Raw genomic sequence first — 18377 nt, forward strand, 5'->3', positions numbered from 1 at the left:
ACAGCATGGTCATGGAAAGAATGAAAAGTGTATTTTTTTTAATTTTGTTTGTCTTGTCATTATCTTCTGGTAGTTTATTTGCCGCATCTTTTGATTGTGGAAAGGCAAAAAGCTTTGCCGAGAAAACAATCTGCGAAAATCCTTTGCTTTCTGAAAAGGATGATGATCTAAAGGTTGTTTATGATCATGCAAAAAGTGCCGTTAAAGATAAAAGTGCATTTCGCGAAGTAACAAGGCAATTATGGAATGGAAGGGAGAAATGCAAAAGTTACGATTGTGTTGTTGATTGGTATAAAGATGCATTCGTTATTTACAATGCAGTTATCAACAAGGCCTCTATAGAATCCAATAGAAATAACACTGATAACTTGAATGAAAAAAATATAAAAAAACATGATAATATTAAAACTGTAAACCCAAGAGTAACCTACCAACTTAAAAATGAAGCTGAATTTATTGATGTGGTAAGGGCATCAATGCTAAAAGCTAGCAATGCTAAAAATGACATGCAGATTGGCGGCATAAAATCATCAAGAGATAAAAGCATTTGCAATATATTGAGAGTCAAATCCGTATCGGGATGGATAGGTGAGGTTAAACAAGTTTCAGCAAATAGTGATGGGAAGGGTGTTTTAGTATTAAGCCTGCCAAACAATATTATAATCAGAACGTGGAATAATTCTTTTTCCGATATTAGATATAACACTCTTATTGACCCGGAATCTAAAGTTTTCGATAATGCATCGGAATTGAATGTTGGAGACGTAGTGTACTTTTCTGGGACATTTTTTGATGACGATGATAATTGTATTTCAGAGGCTAGCCTGTCGCTAACTGGCAAGGTTAAAGAACCTGAATTTATATTTAAATTCAGTGATATAAGGAAGTATCAGGATTGAATTATTAGCCCACTTAGGTGGGCTTTTTAAGTCCAGAAAGCATGGCGATCACCTGCTTTAGGCTTGATGTATCTCTATCTATTTTCTCTGTAAGCTTCTCAGCCATTTGCAATAATGTTGACTCGGCAAGAGTCTTGTCTTTTTCCGACATATGCTCCTTGGTTGCTACCTCAAGCATGTAGACAAATTCCTCGTCATTTAGTGACGGGGAAACAAGTGCCTTTCCGATCATATCGATAATCTCGGAGTTCATTGACCTTCCGTTTTCTTTGGCCCGTTCTGACACAGCCTCCCTTAGATCTTCAGGCATCCGTAATCCAAACGGAGCAATGCTGCGCATACCTTTCATGCGATACCTCACTAAAAAATGATGTCACAGTGTAGTCACAATAATCTTGACAGCATAGCAACACGGTGTAATGATTACACCGTGATATTAAGAGTGGAGGGAATGAAAAATGGGTAATGTTTCGTATGTGAGGAACAAAAAAGAGAGCTTTCAGCTTCGACTTCCGGAAAGCATGAAGGAAGAGATTCGCCGAATGGCGGAAATGGATGGGATTTCGATTAACTCGGCTATTGTGCAGCGCTTGGCTAAGAGCCTGCGAGAGGATCGTGTAAATGGTTAGCAAAAACGACGAAGCCCCAATGGCTGCAACCATCGAGGCTTCAAATTTGTCAGTAACTACCAAGGAACTAACAATGAATAGTTTAGCAATTGCAGATCGTACAATCAACGTGCCTTTCTATGGAAATTCTCTTTTCGTGGTAGAGCACAACGGTGAGGCTTATACCCCGATGAAGCCAATTGTGGAGGGTATGGGGTTGGACTGGAAATCGCAACATAAGAAGATTTCTCAACGCTTTGCAAAAGGTATGGTCGAAATCACCATACCTTCGGCTGGTGGGATGCAATCTATGATTTGCCTGGCGTTACGCAAGCTAGCTGCTTGGCTGAACAGTATTAGTCCGAACAAGGTCCGCCCGGAAATCCGCGATAACGTCATTCGCTACCAGGAGGAGTGTGATGACGTTCTCTATCAGTACTGGACAAAAGGGTCGGTGGTAAACCCACGGAAGAAAACTACCGTGAATGAGCGTACTCCGTTACGAGACGCTGTAAATATGCTGGTGGGGAGAAAGGGGCTACGCTACGACGATGCATACAACATCGTTCACCAGCGGTTTAACGTTGAAAGTATTGATGAGCTCGATCTTGAGCAAATCCCAATGGCAGTTGAGTACGTTCACCGCATGGCTCTGGAGGGTGAGTTCCTGGGTAAGCAGATGGAGCTGCCAATGCCAAAACTGGACATAAATATTCCTCTCCAGTGGTGGATTGACAACAATCCGGTGGTTCGCAGTGGCAACCTGTCATTCGGAAAGTCAATGTGTGCACCTGCCCTGGACGTCACTATGCCTATGCTCTGTGGCGACAACTCAACATCGTCTGCCATTCGCTTGATCAATATCCTTGAGGAGGCCGGATTTGACGTGTCGGCACCTAAGGCTGAAATTGTAGGCATGCGCAGTCACCTGGCAAATGTTGAATATGGTATGAAAGCTATTTCTGATGCTTGCCGTCGGGCAGGAAATAAAACTATCTCCTTCCGCGGCGCTAAAGCGGAATTCGTAATTAACTAACAACCATCAACTAAACCCGCCTTGTGCGGGTTTTTATTGCCCGAATCCCGGAGGATAAATGGCACTCACACTTTTAGCCGCTAACAATGCGCAAACAGTTTTGGCATCAGGCATTAGTGCTTCTGCAACCTCAATAACTGTTAATACAGGGACAGGAGCACTCTTTCCATCCCCATCATCCGGAACGAGCTTTTTTAAGCTTACCTTTATTGATGCTGCGACCGGACAGTTAAGCGAGATTGTTCATGTAACCGCCCTCTCAGGCGACACCATGACAATAGAACGCGGTCAGGAGGGGACATCGGCGAGAGCATGGTCAGTAAATGACATCGTTGCAAATATGATGACTGCCGGCACGCTGATTTATATTCTGAACAATTTCCAACCTCTTGATAATACTTTGACTGCTTTAGCAGCACTCGCCACTGGAGCAAACAAGCTTCCGTATTTCACCGGGGCAGATACCGCAGCACAAACTGACCTCACTCAGGTAGGTAGAGACGTCATAGGTCAGACAACTGTGGATAACCTTCTCGCATACCTCGGTTTGAAAACAGCAGCGAAGCGCGATGTTGGTACGGCAGCAAATCAAATTCCCGACATGAGCGCATTTGTCACAGCCGGAACAACAAATGGTTACCAGAAACTACCAGGAGGGCTGATTGTGCAATGGGGAAGGGCTCTCATTCCTGCTGGTGGAGTTTTCGTTGGTTACCCAATCCCATTCCCGTCACTTACATATGTTGTTTTGCTTGGTGCTGTTGGTGCGACAGCGACAAACATTACGGCAAATAACTATCAAAATAATGGTTTCAATTTTAACGCAAGTGCCGCGACAGTGGTTGAACAGGCTTGGATGGCAATCGGGAGGTAAACATGTACGTATATAGCAAAGTTAAAAATGCATTCTATCCATTATCAATGAAACAGGATTACATTGATGCTGGCTCGTGGCCGGAGGATGGTATTGAGGTCGATGAAGCGGTATTCGTAGCATTTCAGACTATTCCAGCCGGAAAAGTTCGCGTTGCCGGTGATGACGGCCTGCCAGCCTGGGCCGATATTCCGACACCAACACAGGAAGAACTTGCGAAAGTGGCAGAAGCGGAAAAACAATTCCGTATCGACCAAGCCAACGCCTACATGAACAGTAAGCAGTGGCCTGGCAAGGCAGTGATTGGACGCCTGACGGGTGACGAGTTGGCGCAGTATAATTTGTGGCTGGATTATCTGGACGAACTTGAAGCCGTTGATAAGTCGAAAGCGCCAGGTATTGAATGGCCAGCTAAGCCAGCATAGGAACCTTTGATGGAATGGGGCGCGCGCAGTCATATTGGTTGTATTAGCTCGGCCCCCTGATTTTTCACATTCCCGACGGTATGCGTCACGGTGTGCCATATAAATTTATCAGCCGATAGAATTTGCTTGTGAGACAAAAGCGGGACACACAAAGCTTTGCATCGGTTTGCAGGGCTTTGTGCTTCTGGTGGGAGATGTGATGGGGCATGGGTGGGGCATAAAGTTACCGCGAAACGACGTTAGTTCATTGCACATGACAAATCGTATCGCGGCAACATATCTGAAGTTACCGCACATCAATCCAACATCAAGCCACTTCGTTAAAAGACTTAATAGTCTCCAGATGAAGATCGCCTGCAGCACCGGGGTACCGAGGAACGGGATCAGCGTGATGACGTCTTTACTGCTCAGCGAGCTGCCGATCCCGAGCATGATCCCGCAGAACGAGAGGAGTGCCACGGGCAGCATAAAGGTTTTACCCAGTTGCTGGAAAAATTCCCACAGCGATATTTTTTGTGCTGCTTTCGCCGTCATAAAACGACTCCTTTATTGTTAAAATCAGTTTGCCTGCTTCAATGCTGCGAGAAGATAAAACGTTTTATCAAATTTTAGTGCGCGCTAAATCACATTCTCAGGCTTTGACTGGTAGTATAAAGATAACATATTGATAAAACGTTTTACCGATCTCATTTCAGGGAGTCACGCCAACACATGGCTGTAGCGAAAAAAATCACCATCAACGATGTCGCGCTGGCGGCGGGCGTTTCCGTCAGCACCGTTTCTCTGGTGCTAAGCGGAAAAGGGCGCATCTCTCCTGCGACCGGTCAGCGGGTTAACGAGGCGGTTGAGCAGCTGGGTTTTGTGCGTAACCGTCAGGCGTCGGCGCTGCGCGGCGGGCAAAGCGGGGTGATTGGCCTGATTGTCCGCGACCTGACGTCACCTTTCTATGCGGAGCTGACCGCAGGGTTAACCGAAGCGCTTGAAGCGCAGGGGCGGATGGTCTTTCTTCTGCACGGCGGTCGCGAGGCCGATCAGCTTCTCTCCCGGCTCGATATGCTGCTGAATCAGGGGGTGGACGGGGTGATCGTCGCCGGGGCGTCGGGCGTGGGCAGCGAGCTGTGCGAGCGCGCCGCCGAAAAAGGCGTGCCGCTGGTGTTTGCTTCGCGTGCCAGCTATCTGGACGAGGCCGATACGCTGCGACCGGATAACATGCAGGCCGCGCAAATGCTGACCGAACATCTTATTCGTCGCGGACATCAGCGCATTGCCTGGCTGGGTGGGAAAAGCTCGTCCCTGACCCGCGCCGAGCGGGTCGGCGGCTACTGCGCGACGCTGATTAAATACGGCCTGCCGTTCCACAGCGAATGGGTCGTGGAGTGTGAATCCAGCCAGAAGAAAGCGGCGGAAGCGATAGCCGCGCTGCTGCGCAGCAGTCCGACGATCAGCGCCGTGATTTGCTACAACGAGGTGATTGCTATGGGCGCCTGGTTTGGCCTGATCCGCGCCGGGCGTCAGAGCGGCGAGGGCGGGGTGGAAACCTTCTTCGGCCATCAGGTGGCGCTGGGGGCGTTCGCCGACGTCGGTGAAAACGCGCTCGACGATCTGCCGATCGTCTGGGCCACCACCCCTGCGCGAGAGATGGGCTACACGCTGGCGGACAGGATCATGCAGCGCATCGACAACACGGACGTTCAGGCCGGGCACCAGATTGTGGCGGCGCGGTTAGTGACGGTGAAATAATATCAGGTGGGTTGCGTCAGCGGATTGAGCAACAGTTCGGCTTCCAGCGCTTCCACAAATTTTCTTACTTTTGCCGGGATCAGCCGTGAGGTCGGGTAGACCGCCCAAACGGCCAGCGATTCCGGCTGGGCATCCTCAAGAACGATCCGCTCGAGTTTACCTTCACTGAACGCCGGCTCTACGTACCAGCGGGATAAATTGGCGATCCCCAACCCTCCGAGGCAGGCTTCGAAAATTGCCTCAACGGAGTTCGCGGAGAATCGGCCCGACACCTTTTGTTTGTAGCGCTGTTCACCCTGTTCGAATGACCAGTGGACGGTATCTGACGTGGTCAGACAGCTGTGTGCCGCCAGATCGTTAAACGATTTTGGATAGCCATTCGCGGCAAGATACGCCGCGCTGGCGCAGAGATCGCGAGGGTTGTGACACAGGCGATGGGCAACCAGCCGGTTATCGCGCAGCGGCGCAATGCGTAACGCCACGTCTATGCCTTTTCCGACAATATCAACCTGTTCGTCGGTGGCGAGTAAATCGACCTGCAGGGCGGGATGTTGCTGCATGAACCGGGTCAGCATGGGAGCAACGATCTTACGGCCAAACCCCGCTGAGGCGGTAATACGCAGGCGTCCGGAAAGGTGCGTCCCTTCGGGAAACAGATCGGCAAGCGCGTTATTTTTATCTTCCAGCAACGCCTGCGCATGGGGCAAAAAAACGGCCCCATCGCTGGTGGGTGACAGGGAACGCGTGGTGCGGTGCACCAGCCTGACCCCCAGTTCAGCCTCAAGATTATTAAGAGACCGTGACGCCGCCATGGCGCTCACAGAGAGCCGACGCGCGGCGCCCGCCAGACTACCCGCCTTGACGGCTTCGACAAACACTTCAACATCTTCCAGTTTCATTGCATCGATTTTCGTTATGCTGACTTATCAAAGTACATATCTACATTATTTATCGTTACGCTGCCATAGTCTCTTCACAACCTGAAAAATATCAATCTGGAGTGAAGATGAAAAAGTTGAAAACGGTTCTGGCGCTCAGCGGCCTGCTCCTGGCAAGCACATCGTGGGCAGATGCCCCGGCACAGGTGAAACAGCAGGTTCCGGGCTATTATCGTCTGGCGGTCGGGGAATATGAGGTAACGGCGCTGTTCGACGGCTATAACGATCTTTCGCCTGCCTTACTACATGGGCTCTCAGGCGACAAGGTTCGCGAACTGCTGGCTCAACATAAAGTTGATGCCGAACGCATGCCTACCGCCTTCAACGCCTTTCTGGTGAATACCGGTAAACACCTGGTCATGATTGACAGCGGGGGGGGCCACTGCATGGCGGAAACGGCCGGCCAGCTGGTCAGCAATATGAACGCATCAGGGTACCGTCCCGAGCAGGTCGATACCATTTTTCTGACCCACCTGCATCTTGACCACGTGTGCGGCCTGAGCGATGCAGAGGGTAAAGCATTGTTCCCCAATGCCACCGTCTACGTACCGCAGGGTGAGGCCGACTACTGGCTTGACCCCGCAAAAGAAGCGAGCGCGCCGGCTAATGCGAGGGAGTATTTCGCTATCGCCAGGCAAGCGCTGTCTGCGTATAAAGCCGCCGGGCACCTTAAAACCTTCGTCCCGCCAGCTTCGCCTGTCCCGGAAGTCCAGACGGCATATGCCATCGGGCATACGCCTGGCAGTACCGTTTATCGCTTCGCGTCGCAGGGAACGGCTATCAACTTCATTGGGGATTTGATTCATGCTCCTGCCGTCCAGTTCCCGCACCCTGAAGTGTCTATTCGCTTTGATGTCGATCCGAAAAAAGCCATCTCATCCCGGGCGCAGGAATTTAACGCGCTGGCGAAAGACGGTGAGTGGATGGCCGCGGCGCATCTGCCTTTCCCCGGTATCGGTCATATCACCGCCTGGCAGCAGGGCTATAGCTGGAATCCTGTCGATTACGGTCCTTATCAACGTGCGGCCAACGTGCCTCTGCTGAAATAAAGTGAGGTGACGAGCATGAAAAGTTACACCGTAATGGCAAACGGTATCCGTCAGTTTGTGGTTGAAGAGGGTGAAGGCGCACCGGTTATTCTCCTGCATGGTTTTCCTGAAACAAACTATGCCTGGCGCTACCAGATACCCGTACTGTCCCGGCACTACCGCGTGATTGCACCGGATTTACGCGGGTATGGCGAAACGGATAAACCTGCTTCTGGCTATGATAAGCGCAACATGGCGCGGGACATCCGGGAACTGATGCGTGTGCTGGGTTTACAGAAAGTGGTGCTGGTAGGGCACGATCGCGGCGCGCGCGTCGCGACGCGGTTTGCAGAAGATTACCCTGAGCTGGTGGATCGACTGGTGGTGATGGATAACGTGCCAACGCGTATTGTGGCGCGCGATCTAAATGCGTCGATTGCGCGTGCGTACTGGTTCTTCCTGTTTCATCTTGTGCCAGACCTGCCGGAAGCGCTGATTGCGGGTCGGGAGCATATCTGGCTGCGCCACTTTTTCTCGGACTGGACCTACAATCCGTCGACCATCAGCGGCGAGGCGTTTGACACTTATGTTCGGGCGTATCAGGCACCGGGTGCCGTGCGTGGCGCAATGGCTGACTATCGCGCCAACGCAGAGGATGTGGCGCAGGATATGGCTGACGCTGAGGTGAAAATTACTTGCCCGGTAATGTCGCTGTGGGGTAATGATTTTCATGCGGTCGGCAAGCTTTTCGATATGGAAAGCGTCTGGGCCGAAATGGCGGAGAACCTGCGGGCGCAGGGGATTGATGAGTGCGGCCATCTGCCGCAGGAGGAGCAGCCAGAGAAAGTGAACGCGCTTCTGCTGGATTTCCTTGCTGGATGGAAAAGTTAGCGGGCAATAAAAAACCCCTCATGCGAGGGGTTTTGCCGTTTACTGCTGCGGTGCCGCCGGTTCGGCTGGCGCTGCGGGTTCAACCGGTTCCGGCATCCCCAGCGTCGGCATACCAAACATGCCGACGAAGTCTTCCAGCGGCATCTTGTCGCCGTTCAGCGTTACCTGGCCGTTGGCGTACTGCAGGCTGGTGGAAATCGTGTTGTTTTCCACTTTAGTGATGCGGAACATCTGGCCCATTGCCGCCAGACCTTTCACCTGCTGGTTCGCCAGCTTGCCAGCGTCTTCATCGCCGTAGCCTTCCAGCTTCGCAATCTGGGTCATAAACTCGGTCGCCATATCCATCGGGATGGTCAGCTTGCTGTCGAGCGACTTCACGCTGCGATCCACTTCCTGCGCCAGCGTCTGCGGTTCACCCGTTGCGGTTGCCGGATCTTTCAGGAACAGCGACAGGTTAAAGCTGGTTTCGCCTTTGCTGTTTTTCCAGCTCAGCGGCGCAACGGTGATCACCGGCTCGCCTTTCAGCAGGACAGGCAGGTTGTTGAACAGTACCGCCATCGCCTGCTGCTGATACACCTCAGGGTTCTGCTGGAGTGCGGCATCGGTCAGCAGCGCCTGGCTCTCTTTGCTGTATTTCTGGCTAAACTCGTGCCACGCCTGGCCGTCGATATTGCCGATCTTCAGCGATAGCTTGCCGGTGCCCAGATCCTGATTCTGCACCTTCAGGCTCTTCAGCGTGTAATCCAGCTGCGTGTTGATGCTTTTACCGTCTTTGGAAACGTCGGATTTGCCGTTGACGTCCATGCCTTCCAGCACGGCCATCTCTTTTCCTTCAACCGCAATGGCTACCTTGTCGAGAGAGAGTTTCTGATCGCCGATACGCTCCTGGAAATCGGTCATTCGGCTGTTGCCGTCGGCTTTCAGGTTGTTGAAGGTGAGCTGAACCTTTTGGTTATATTCGTTCACGGCATTGACCAGGCCGCTTTCCGCTTCACCCGTCAGGGAGAACACCTTTCCGTCGCGGTCAGCGTCAAGTTTGAAGTGACCGCCGCTGAAGGCGACTTTCTCATTCTCTTTCTCGTAGTTCAGCGCTTTCAGAGCAATATCGGAGCTCGTGTCACCGGCATAGCTGATGCGGGTATTAATATCGAAAGGCGATTCATTCTTCGCCAGGTCAAACAGCGGTTTGGTGACGTCGTTATTCACCAGCACGGTATGAACGGACGCCATCGACGGGATCAGGTTAAAGGACTTCAGCTGCGCCAGCGGCAGCGGACCGTGGCTCACCACCTCGTCCAGCACCACGCTCTGACCCGGTTTCAGCCAGCCGTTTTCAGCACCGGCCACTGGCTTTACCACCAGCTGCATACGGCTGGTAAACACGCCGCGATGATAATTCTGGTAGCTCAGCTCCAGGCCCGCCTCCGGCGCGCTGCGCTTAATCTCTCCGTTAGCCTGCGCCACCATCTCAGCCAGACGGCCTTCCAGCTGTTTCCCGGTAAACCAGGAGGCACCCGTCCAGACCACGCCTAACGCTACAATCACTCCAACCGCTACGACCGATTTTTTCATTGCGACTATCCCTAAAATGAAACCAGGCGGTAAAAACCGCCTGGAGATATTAAGCCTGCATCTAGCTTAGCAAGAGTTGTTAAAAAATTCAGTAAGTGCTTAAAGCTTATTGAAAACGCGCGCTAGGCGACCGGCGCCGCTTACGCTGACCGGTGATTCACTGGCTGCAACGAATGCTGACTCACCGGGCTTAAGCACCAGACGCTGTTCGCCTTTGCGCAGCGTCGCTTCGCCCTCGGCGCAGAACAGAATCGCCGCGCTTTCCTGCGCGATGACGGCTTCGGCCTGGCTCAGGTCGTGCAGGGAAAAAGCAAAATCCTCAACCGGAATTGGGAAGTCCAGCTCTGCGCCGTTTTTCACCGGCTGAGTCAGCAGCTCCGCGGCAGGTTTCGCCACAAACTTCACGTTGGCAACCAGTTCAAGAATATCGATGTATTTCGGCGTCAGGCCTGCGCGCAGCACGTTATCGGAGTTAGCCATTACCTCCAGCGCCACGCCCTGAAGGTAGGCGTGCGGGGTTTCAGCGAACAAGAACATCGCTTCGCCCGGGTTGAGCTTCACCACGTTCAGCAGCAGAGGGGAGAACAGGCCGCTGTCGTCCGGGTAGAATTCGGAGATCAGGCGGATAGTCTCCCAGGGTTCACCCTGCTGGCTGCCCAGAGCCGCTTTCAGCACCGCCAGCGCGTGAGATTTCTCTTCACCCTGCATATTCAGCAGGCTGGCAAACAGCTGGCTCAGCGCGTCCGCGTTCGGGTTTTCAAGGAAGTGGGCGATAGCCTTGTGGGCACCCGCGACCGGTTGCAGCAGAGAAACGATCTCTGAAAACTCGCGGAACGCGTTCATCGCCAGGAACGGGGTCAGCGCAAAGACCAGCTCCGGCTTGTGGTTAGGATCTTTGTAGTTACGCTCGGCGGCGTCTAACGGAATACCCGCCGCGTTCTCTTTCGCAAAGCCGATTTCAGAGGCTTTCTTGTTCGGGTGAACCTGGATGGAGAGCGGCTGGTCGGCGCACAGTACCTTGAACAGGAACGGCAGTTCGCCGAAGCGCTGAGCCACCTTGTCGCCCAGCAGCGCGGCTTTATCGGCGTCAATCACGTCACGCAGGCTGCGAACCTGGCCGCTGGCGTCTTCAATTTTTGAGCTGCTCTTCGGGTGCGCCCCCATCCACAGTTCTGCCATCGGCAGGTTGTTCGGGTTCGCGATACCGTAGAGATCCGTTAACGCAGTTTTACTTCCCCAGGCGTAGTTTTGCACTGAGTTAATGAGTTTTTGCATTATCAAGCCCTGATTCAATTGTGGAATTAACTCCGGGTATTAAAGCAATAAACCTCATGGAAGTAACCTGTGGATGTAAAAAGTCGTACTAGTCTCAGTTTTTGTTAAAAAATTGTGTAGGATAAGCTGACTCGCTTTTAAGCCGGGCAGCGGAACATCTGCCCTGAATAAACAGACCGAAGCAGTAAGTGAGAGACCAATGTCGAATAAACCCTTCCATTATCAGGATCCTTTCCCCCTCAGTAAGGATCGGACCGAGTATTACCTGTTAACCCGCGATCACGTCTCCGTCTCTGAGTTTGAAGGACAAGAGATCCTCAAGGTGGATCCGCAGGCGCTGACGCTGCTGGCGCAGCACGCTTTCCACGACGCCTCGTTTATGCTCCGCCCAGCGCACCAGCAGCAGGTTGCCGATATTCTCAGCGACCCGCAGGCCAGCGAAAACGATAAATACGTTGCCCTGCAGTTCCTGCGTAACTCAGACATCGCCGCGAAAGGTGTTCTGCCTACCTGTCAGGACACCGGCACGGCGATCATCGTCGGTAAAAAAGGCCAGCGCGTCTGGACCGGCGGCGGTGACGAAGCGGCCCTGGCGAACGGCGTCTACAACACGTACACCGAAGATAACCTGCGCTACTCGCAAAACGCGGCGCTGGATATGTACAAAGAGGTCAACACCGGCACCAACCTGCCGGCACAGATCGATCTCTACAGCGTCGACGGTGACGAGTACAAATTCCTCTGTATCGCCAAAGGCGGCGGTTCAGCCAACAAAACCTATCTCTACCAGGAAACGAAGGCGCTGCTCACCCCGGGCAAGCTCAAGAACTACCTGGTTGAGAAGATGCGCACCCTCGGCACCGCGGCGTGCCCGCCGTACCATATCGCGTTTGTGATTGGCGGTACGTCGGCGGAAAGCACGCTGAAAACCGTCAAGCTGGCCTCAACCAAATATTATGACGGCCTGCCTACCGAAGGTAACGAGCACGGCCAGGCGTTCCGCGACGTGCAGCTTGAGCAGGAACTGCTGGAAGAAGCGCGTAACCTGGGCCTCGGCGCGCAGTTTGGCGGCAAATACTTTGCCCACGACGTGCGCGTGATCCGTCTGCCGCGTCACGGTGCCTCCTGTCCGGTCGGGATGGGCGTGTCCTGCTCCGCGGATCGCAACATCAAGGCGAAGATCAACCGCGAAGGCGTGTGGATCGAAAAACTGGAAAACAATCCGGGCAAATACATCCCGGAAGAGCTGCGCAAAGCGGGTGAGGGTGAAGCGGTTCGCGTCGACCTGAACCGTCCGATGAAAGATATTCTGGCGCAGCTTTCGCAGTATCCGGTCTCGACCCGTCTCTCGCTGAACGGCACGATCATCGTGGGCCGCGACATCGCGCACGCGAAGCTGAAAGAGCGTCTGGACAACGGCGAAGGGCTGCCGCAGTACATTAAAGATCATCCGATCTACTACGCAGGCCCGGCAAAAACGCCTGAAGGCTACGCATCCGGCTCGTTAGGCCCAACCACGGCAGGGCGTATGGACTCGTACGTTGACCAGCTGCAGGCCAACGGCGGCAGCATGATCATGCTGGCGAAAGGCAACCGCAGCCAGCAGGTGACGGACGCCTGCCACAAGCACGGCGGCTTCTACCTCGGCAGCATCGGCGGCCCGGCTGCGGTTCTGGCGCAGGGCAGCATCAAGAGCCTGGAGTGCGTGGAATACCCGGAACTGGGTATGGAAGCGATCTGGAAAATTGAAGTGGAAGATTTCCCGGCGTTTATCCTCGTGGATGACAAAGGCAACGACTTCTTCAAGCAGATCCAGTCGTCCCAGTGTTCGGCGTGCGTGAAGTAATTCTGTAAATTGCCGGGTGGCGCTGACGCTTACCCGGCCTATATTCTCGTAGGTCGGGTAAGGCGCAGCCGCAACCCGACACCAAAAAGAGCGCACAAAGCGCCATATCGTTTCCCAGAAGTCATCAATACTTATCCCTTAAGCATGTGAGCAATCCCTCTTTTGTTATCAAGGAGAAAGTAATGACCACGGTACGCCATGAGAAAGACTCGATGGGCGCCATCGACGTCCCGGCCGACAAGCTTTGGGGCGCACAAACCCAGCGTTCGCTGGAGCACTTCCGTATTTCGACCGAAAAAATGCCCGTCTCGCTGATTCAGGCGCTGGCGCTCACCAAACGCGCCGCCGCGAAAGTGAACCAGGATTTAGGCCTGCTGACGGCAGACAAAGCGACCGCCATCATCAACGCCGCCGACGAAGTGCTGGCGGGCAAGCATCCCGACGAATTCCCCCTCGCCATCTGGCAGACCGGTTCCGGCACCCAGAGCAACATGAACATGAATGAAGTGCTGGCAAATCGGGCCAGCGAACTGCTTGGCGGCGTGCGCGGCATGGAGCGTAAGGTCCATCCGAACGATGACGTCAACAAAAGCCAGAGTTCCAACGACGTCTTCCCGACGGCGATGCACGTGGCGGCGGTGATTGCTCTCCGCGAGCAGCTTATCCCGCAGCTTAACGTCCTGAAAGCCACGCTCAACGAGAAAGCGCAGGCCTTCCGCGACATCGTCAAAATTGGCCGTACGCACCTGCAGGACGCCACGCCGCTGACGCTCGGCCAGGAGATTTCCGGCTGGGTGGCGATGCTGGAACATAACCTGAAGCACATTGAATACAGCCTGCCGCACCTGGCGGAGCTGGCGCTCGGCGGAACGGCGGTCGGGACCGGGTTAAACACCCATCCAGAATACGCGGTGCGCGTGGCGGAGGAATTGGCAAACATCACCGGACAGCCGTTCGTCACGGCGCCCAACAAGTTTGAAGCGCTGGCGACCTGCGATGCGCTGGTCCACACCCACGGCGCGCTGAAAGGGCTGGCGGCCTCGCTGATGAAAATCGCCAACGACGTGCGCTGGCTGGCCTCGGGTCCGCGCTGCGGCATCGGTGAAATCAGGATTCCGGAAAACGAGCCGGGTAGCTCCATCATGCCGGGTAAAGTGAACCCGACCCAGTGCGAAGCCATGACCATGCTCTGCTGTCAGGTGTTGGGCAACGACGTGGCCGTCAACCTGGGCGGTGCGTCCGGCAACTTCGAGCTGAACGTCTATCGCCCGATGGTGATCCACAACGTTCTGCAATCGATTCGTCTGTTGGCGGACGGTATGGAGAGCTTTAACGAGCACTGCGCGGTAGGGATTGAGCCGAATCGCGAACGTATCAGCCAGTTGCTCAACGAATCCCTGATGCTGGTGACGGCGCTGAATACCCATATCGGCTACGACAAGGCCGCCGAGATCGCTAAAAAAGCGCACAAAGAGGGGCTGACGCTGAAAGCCTCCGCCCTGGCGCTGGGCTATCTGACGGAGGCGGAGTTCGACGCCTGGGTTCGCCCGGAAGCGATGGTCGGCAGCCTGAAATAGTCATCCCGCCACGTACAGGTGCAGCCGCGGAATAATCAGCTGCAGCGGCTGCGCCTGAGGTTTGTAACGGTGCTGGACATTGTCCGCATCGTAATTCAAAAGCTCACCAATATCCGGCACGATGGCCCCCCGATCGGCATCATAGAGCGCAATCAGCGGCGTAGGGCAGGCATACTGAACCTGTTTTTGCTGGCCGGAATACCAGACGCGGGCGATAGGCTGTACCTTCACCGGACGCTTTATCTTGAGGCGCGCGTCCGCCGGGAGTGAGGCGATGCTGTGGTACTCCTGCTCCAGGCGCTCAATCCACTGCTCACGCGACCACGGCGCGACGGTGCGCGGCGTCTTCAGGCTTTTTTCCAGCTGCGCCAGAATCTCATCCCGGGTGAAGTTTTTAATGATGTGCTTATTCGCCCAGCCGAAGCGCAGCGTGGCGGGATGACGCAGTACCGTCAGCGTGCGATAGGCGTTCAGGGTAATCAGCCCCGGAAGCTGACGGTGCACCCATTCAAACCGGGCGGCAGGGGCGAGGCCGGACTCTTCGGTAACGATCTTTTCAAAGGCCGCTTTCAGGGTGTTGATGTGGGTAATCTGGCTTTCCAGCGCGTCGCGCGTTGTCGCATCGGTTTGCAGGCAGATCACGCCAGGCAGACGCACGGCGGCCTTACTGCTGCGGTTTTCTGACTGCTGCTGGATAAACAGGCGGCGATAGTGCTTCAGCGTCAGCTCAAGGGCGGCGCTGCCGATGTGCTGTTCAACCGCGATGGTGTCCAGCGGGTCGTGCTCGGCCCCTTTGGCCACCTCGGGCAGGGTAAAGACGCGCGCGGCCAGCAGACGGCAGCTCTGCAAACGTTCGGTCAGGGTCAGGAGCTCGTGTTCTATTTCCCGAAACGTGCTGTTCAGCCGTTCGAGGAGATCGTAGGTCGCCATAAGCACTCTCGTTAGTTACAACATACTTATCATATAGCACAGCACGCCGGGTCAGGCCAGCGTGCGGTTGAAGTCAGGCAGGGACGGGAAGGGCGATGTTATGGTATACCGGCCAGCTAAAGCAGAAGCGCGCGCCGCCGAGCTCGCTCTCTTCGCAATGCACCGTGCCGCCCATCGCCTGCGCGATAGAGTAAACAATCGCCAGCCCCAGGCCGCATCCGCCAGTGGCGCGATCGCGGCTGGGGTCGAGGCGGACAAACGGTTCAAACACGGTTTCTCGCGCTTCCGGGGCAATCCCCGGACCGTCATCCTCCACCGTCAGGCTGGCCTGATTGCCCTGCAAATCCAGCCCAATCTGTAGCGTGCTTTCGCTGTAGCGCATGGCGTTGTTCATCAGATTGTCCAGCACGCGCTCCATCAGGCGCATATCGAGCGCGCCGTAATCACCCGGCGTGACGCGCGTTAACAGCGTGCGCTGCGGGTTCACGCTCTGAACGTCATCGATGTGGGTTTGCAGCCAGGCAGGCAGGTCCGGTGTGCTGAGGTTCAGTTCGTTTTGCGGACGATCGAGTCGTGCGTAGGTCAGCAGCTCCTCAATCAGCGCCTCAAGCTGGCCGATATCGCGGTTAAGCGCCTGAGACTCCGCTTCCGTCAGATTCTCGCTCATCTCCAGACGATAGCGCAGGCGAACCAGCGGCGTGCGCAGCTCGTGCGCAATCCCGTCGATCAGCTGCTTTTTACTGGCGATCAGGGCATTGATGTTATCGGCCATCTGGTTAAAGGCCACGCCCAGACGTTCAAAGCTGGAACCGCTGTCGAAGTGAATGCGTTCGGTAAAATGCCCTTCGCCAAAACGCTGCGCGGCGGATTCCAGCTTCAGCATGTCCTGCCAGTGCGGGCGCATCCAGATAAAGACCGGAAACGCGAGCGAAATGGCGATAAAGGCCATCAGCGCCATGTCCAGCAGACGCATCTGGTGCAGGTAATAGAGATAGGGCACCGGCCCGACGGCCAGCACGTAATGGCTGCGCGGAATACGCTGGATAAAGGTGTATTTCTCGTCCAGCGCGACGATGTCCCCGTCGCGCAGACGCTGCATGGCGGGCGGATCCAGCTCAAAATCTTTTAACGGCTCGATGCGTAAATCGAATGACAGGTTCAGATCCAGCTCTTTGAGGGTTTTCGCCCAGTCGTGCGGCGGGATCTCTCTCAGCTCGCTGCGCATCAGATAGAGCGAGCTTTTCATCAGATCGTCCAGCGACTGCCTGCCCGCACGTTCGGCGGTGAATTTATAGACCAGCCCGACCAGCATGGTCATGACCAGGAAACAGACAAACAGCAAAAGATAAAACTGCACAAACAGCTTTTTCATTGGATCTCACCGAAGAAACGCTTTGTGCAGAATATACATGAAAACCCGTCGATATTTTCATGTCTGTGGAGCGCGTTACATGGCAATTGCGCTGTTTTTTACCTTGGCGATGAGTGTTTCCGTTACGGCCAGTCCTTCCGCAATGTGCATATCAATCACATCGGTACCGAATTCGTTAATTAAATCCAGAAGTATTTCGTAAGTCTGGATGAGCTCAAGGAGATCAAAGAGCGCTTTTTGATCGGCGCGTGAGGGGGAGGAATGGCTAAGCGCAGCCTGATTAACAATCCATTCAAGATTGGTTTTGATGGCCTCTACCTGACTGTAGCTATACATATTTCATGGGCTTAAATCCTCATTTCAAGATTTTATGGGAGAGGTATCGTGAGAGCTTCACGGTGAAAAAGAGTCTGCATGTCGCCGGGGCAGTGCTGGCTGTAGAAAGGATGGCTGAAGATTTAATTATGGGATAGTTCGCGTGCTTAGCAAGTTAATTGTTGCGCAAACGTAAAAATAAACGCGCGAAAGGGAGGACATCGCGGTGTAATGCCTTCATTTCGCGCACGTTATGCTAGCCAGATAACGGAATCAGGTTTCCCAGGCGTGCGGGGCAAACAGATAACCCTTGTTACGCACGGTTTTAATGCGGTAGGGCTCGGTAGCGTTATCCTGCAGCTTTTTGCGCAGACGCGAAATCGCCACGTCAACGCTGCGGTCCATTCCGTCATAGCTCACGCCACGCAGGTTTTTCAGCAGCGCGTCGCGGTCCATGATTTGCCCGGCGTGCGTTGCCAGCTCCCACAGCAGGTCAAAGTCTGCGGTGGAGAGGGCGATAAGCTCGCCGGAGAGCAGCACCTGGCGGTTAATGGGGTCAATAGACAGCGTACCGAAGCGCATCGCTTTGTGCGGCGTCAGAGACGGCGCGGGCGCTTCGCGTTCGATGCTGGCGTGCTGGCGCAAATGCAGGCGCAGGCGGGCAAGCAGGACGGCAGGCGGTGTGGTTTTCAGAATGTAGTCATTGGCGCCCATCTCCAGCGACAAAATGTGGTTCATATCGCTGTCCAGTGAGGTGAGCAGGACGATAGGACCCTCCCACCGGGCGCGCAGGTCACGGCAGAGCGTCATGCCGTCTTTGCCTGGCAACATAATATCCAGCAGTACCAGATCCGGGTTTTCACGGACGACCACCTCTTCGGCACGATCGCCGCGAGGTTCAACAATGACGTCCATATCATGTTTACCCAGATAGGCGGCGATCAGTTGCCCGACCTCGGGTTCGTCTTCAACATAAACAATCTTATTCATACAGCGTCTGTTTTCGTGAAAAAAGCCAACATACACCGCGGAACCTTAACCTTCCATTAAT

General features: G+C 54.3%; 18 protein-coding genes and 2 pseudogenes. 10 read left to right on the plus strand and 10 right to left on the minus strand.

The window, feature by feature from the left end:
* The first annotated feature begins 20 nt into the window (after positions 1-20).
* The gene (locus tag LBF07_RS21765) at positions 21-899 is read left to right on the plus strand and encodes a lysozyme inhibitor LprI family protein (RefSeq protein WP_224435090.1); all 879 of its coding nucleotides are present in this window, start codon (positions 21-23) and stop codon (positions 897-899) included.
* Positions 900-912: 13 nt separating this feature from the next.
* On the opposite strand, the gene LBF07_RS21770 is transcribed toward LBF07_RS21765, so the two are convergent.
* The gene (locus LBF07_RS21770) at positions 913-1248 is read right to left on the minus strand and encodes an Arc family DNA-binding protein (protein ID WP_058654156.1); all 336 of its coding nucleotides are present in this window, start codon (positions 1246-1248) and stop codon (positions 913-915) included.
* 109 nt (positions 1249-1357) lie between these two features.
* Between LBF07_RS21770 and LBF07_RS21775 the strand changes: the two genes are divergently transcribed.
* The 4 genes from LBF07_RS21775 (at position 1358) to LBF07_RS21790 (ending at position 3842) form a co-directional block, all read left to right on the plus strand.
* The gene (locus LBF07_RS21775; protein ID WP_058654155.1) at positions 1358-1528 is read left to right on the plus strand and encodes an Arc family DNA-binding protein; all 171 of its coding nucleotides are present in this window, start codon (positions 1358-1360) and stop codon (positions 1526-1528) included.
* Between the two features lie 109 nt (positions 1529-1637).
* Positions 1638-2543, plus strand: coding sequence for a phage antirepressor N-terminal domain-containing protein (locus tag LBF07_RS21780; RefSeq protein ID WP_224435154.1), 906 nt, complete (start codon positions 1638-1640; stop codon positions 2541-2543).
* Positions 2544-2601: 58 nt separating this feature from the next.
* A complete protein-coding gene (locus tag LBF07_RS21785; RefSeq protein WP_224435091.1) occupies positions 2602-3417 on the plus strand; it encodes a hypothetical protein in 816 nt (271 codons plus the stop codon).
* Positions 3418-3419: 2 nt separating this feature from the next.
* A complete protein-coding gene (locus LBF07_RS21790; protein ID WP_224435092.1) occupies positions 3420-3842 on the plus strand; it encodes a tail fiber assembly protein in 423 nt (140 codons plus the stop codon).
* Positions 3843-3871: 29 nt separating this feature from the next.
* Here LBF07_RS21790 and LBF07_RS21795 read toward each other — a convergent pair.
* Both LBF07_RS21795 and LBF07_RS21800 read right to left on the minus strand, forming a co-directional pair.
* Positions 3872-3961, minus strand: a pseudogene (locus LBF07_RS21795) (SOS response-associated peptidase); the annotation flags it as partial.
* 220 nt (positions 3962-4181) lie between these two features.
* A pseudogene (locus tag LBF07_RS21800) lies at positions 4182-4376 on the minus strand (PTS sugar transporter subunit IIBC); the annotation flags it as partial.
* Positions 4377-4553: 177 nt separating this feature from the next.
* On the opposite strand from LBF07_RS21800, the gene LBF07_RS21805 reads away from it, so the two are divergent.
* The gene (locus LBF07_RS21805) at positions 4554-5582 is read left to right on the plus strand and encodes a Mal regulon transcriptional regulator MalI (RefSeq protein ID WP_094935370.1); all 1029 of its coding nucleotides are present in this window, start codon (positions 4554-4556) and stop codon (positions 5580-5582) included.
* Positions 5583-5584: 2 nt separating this feature from the next.
* On the opposite strand, the gene LBF07_RS21810 is transcribed toward LBF07_RS21805, so the two are convergent.
* Positions 5585-6481 carry a LysR family transcriptional regulator gene (locus tag LBF07_RS21810; protein ID WP_069302711.1) on the minus strand — a complete coding sequence of 299 codons (897 nt, stop codon included), beginning with the start codon at positions 6479-6481 and terminating at the stop codon, positions 5585-5587.
* A 107-nt stretch (positions 6482-6588) separates the two neighbouring features.
* Between LBF07_RS21810 and LBF07_RS21815 the strand changes: the two genes are divergently transcribed.
* Positions 6589-7569: an MBL fold metallo-hydrolase gene (locus LBF07_RS21815; protein WP_094935369.1), complete on the plus strand. Its 981-nt coding sequence runs from the start codon at positions 6589-6591 to the stop codon at positions 7567-7569.
* 15 nt (positions 7570-7584) lie between these two features.
* The gene (locus LBF07_RS21820; protein WP_094935368.1) at positions 7585-8439 is read left to right on the plus strand and encodes an alpha/beta fold hydrolase; all 855 of its coding nucleotides are present in this window, start codon (positions 7585-7587) and stop codon (positions 8437-8439) included.
* 39 nt (positions 8440-8478) lie between these two features.
* On the opposite strand, the gene LBF07_RS21825 is transcribed toward LBF07_RS21820, so the two are convergent.
* Both LBF07_RS21825 and manA read right to left on the minus strand, forming a co-directional pair.
* Entirely contained in the window at positions 8479-10011 is a 1533-nt protein-coding gene (locus LBF07_RS21825; RefSeq protein WP_094935367.1) for a YdgA family protein, read from the minus strand.
* A 99-nt stretch (positions 10012-10110) separates the two neighbouring features.
* Entirely contained in the window at positions 10111-11286 is a 1176-nt protein-coding gene (manA, locus tag LBF07_RS21830; protein WP_094935366.1) for a mannose-6-phosphate isomerase, read from the minus strand.
* Between the two features lie 199 nt (positions 11287-11485).
* On the opposite strand from manA, the gene fumA reads away from it, so the two are divergent.
* Both fumA and fumC read left to right on the plus strand, forming a co-directional pair.
* On the plus strand, positions 11486-13132 hold the full coding sequence (gene fumA, locus LBF07_RS21835) for a class I fumarate hydratase FumA (protein ID WP_094935365.1): 1647 nt from the start codon (positions 11486-11488) through the stop codon (positions 13130-13132).
* Positions 13133-13314: 182 nt separating this feature from the next.
* Complete coding sequence (fumC, locus tag LBF07_RS21840) at positions 13315-14709, plus strand: class II fumarate hydratase (RefSeq protein ID WP_094935364.1); 1395 nt, start codon at positions 13315-13317, stop codon at positions 14707-14709.
* On the opposite strand, the gene tus is transcribed toward fumC, so the two are convergent.
* The 4 genes from tus to rstA form a co-directional block, all read right to left on the minus strand.
* The gene (gene tus, locus LBF07_RS21845; protein WP_094935363.1) at positions 14710-15639 is read right to left on the minus strand and encodes a DNA replication terminus site-binding protein; all 930 of its coding nucleotides are present in this window, start codon (positions 15637-15639) and stop codon (positions 14710-14712) included.
* Between the two features lie 73 nt (positions 15640-15712).
* Positions 15713-17011: a two-component system sensor histidine kinase RstB gene (gene rstB, locus LBF07_RS21850; RefSeq protein ID WP_033145344.1), complete on the minus strand. Its 1299-nt coding sequence runs from the start codon at positions 17009-17011 to the stop codon at positions 15713-15715.
* Positions 17012-17086: 75 nt separating this feature from the next.
* A complete protein-coding gene (locus LBF07_RS21855) occupies positions 17087-17347 on the minus strand; it encodes a hypothetical protein (protein ID WP_033145345.1) in 261 nt (86 codons plus the stop codon).
* Between the two features lie 252 nt (positions 17348-17599).
* Positions 17600-18316, minus strand: a complete 717-nt coding sequence (rstA, locus tag LBF07_RS21860; RefSeq protein ID WP_021241154.1) for a two-component system response regulator RstA — start codon at positions 18314-18316, stop codon at positions 17600-17602.
* Positions 18317-18377: the final 61 nt, after the last annotated feature.

Origin of the sequence: Enterobacter cloacae complex sp. ECL352, from assembly GCF_020149545.1 — a bacterium.
Classification (GTDB): Bacteria; Pseudomonadota; Gammaproteobacteria; order Enterobacterales; family Enterobacteriaceae; genus Enterobacter; species Enterobacter asburiae_B.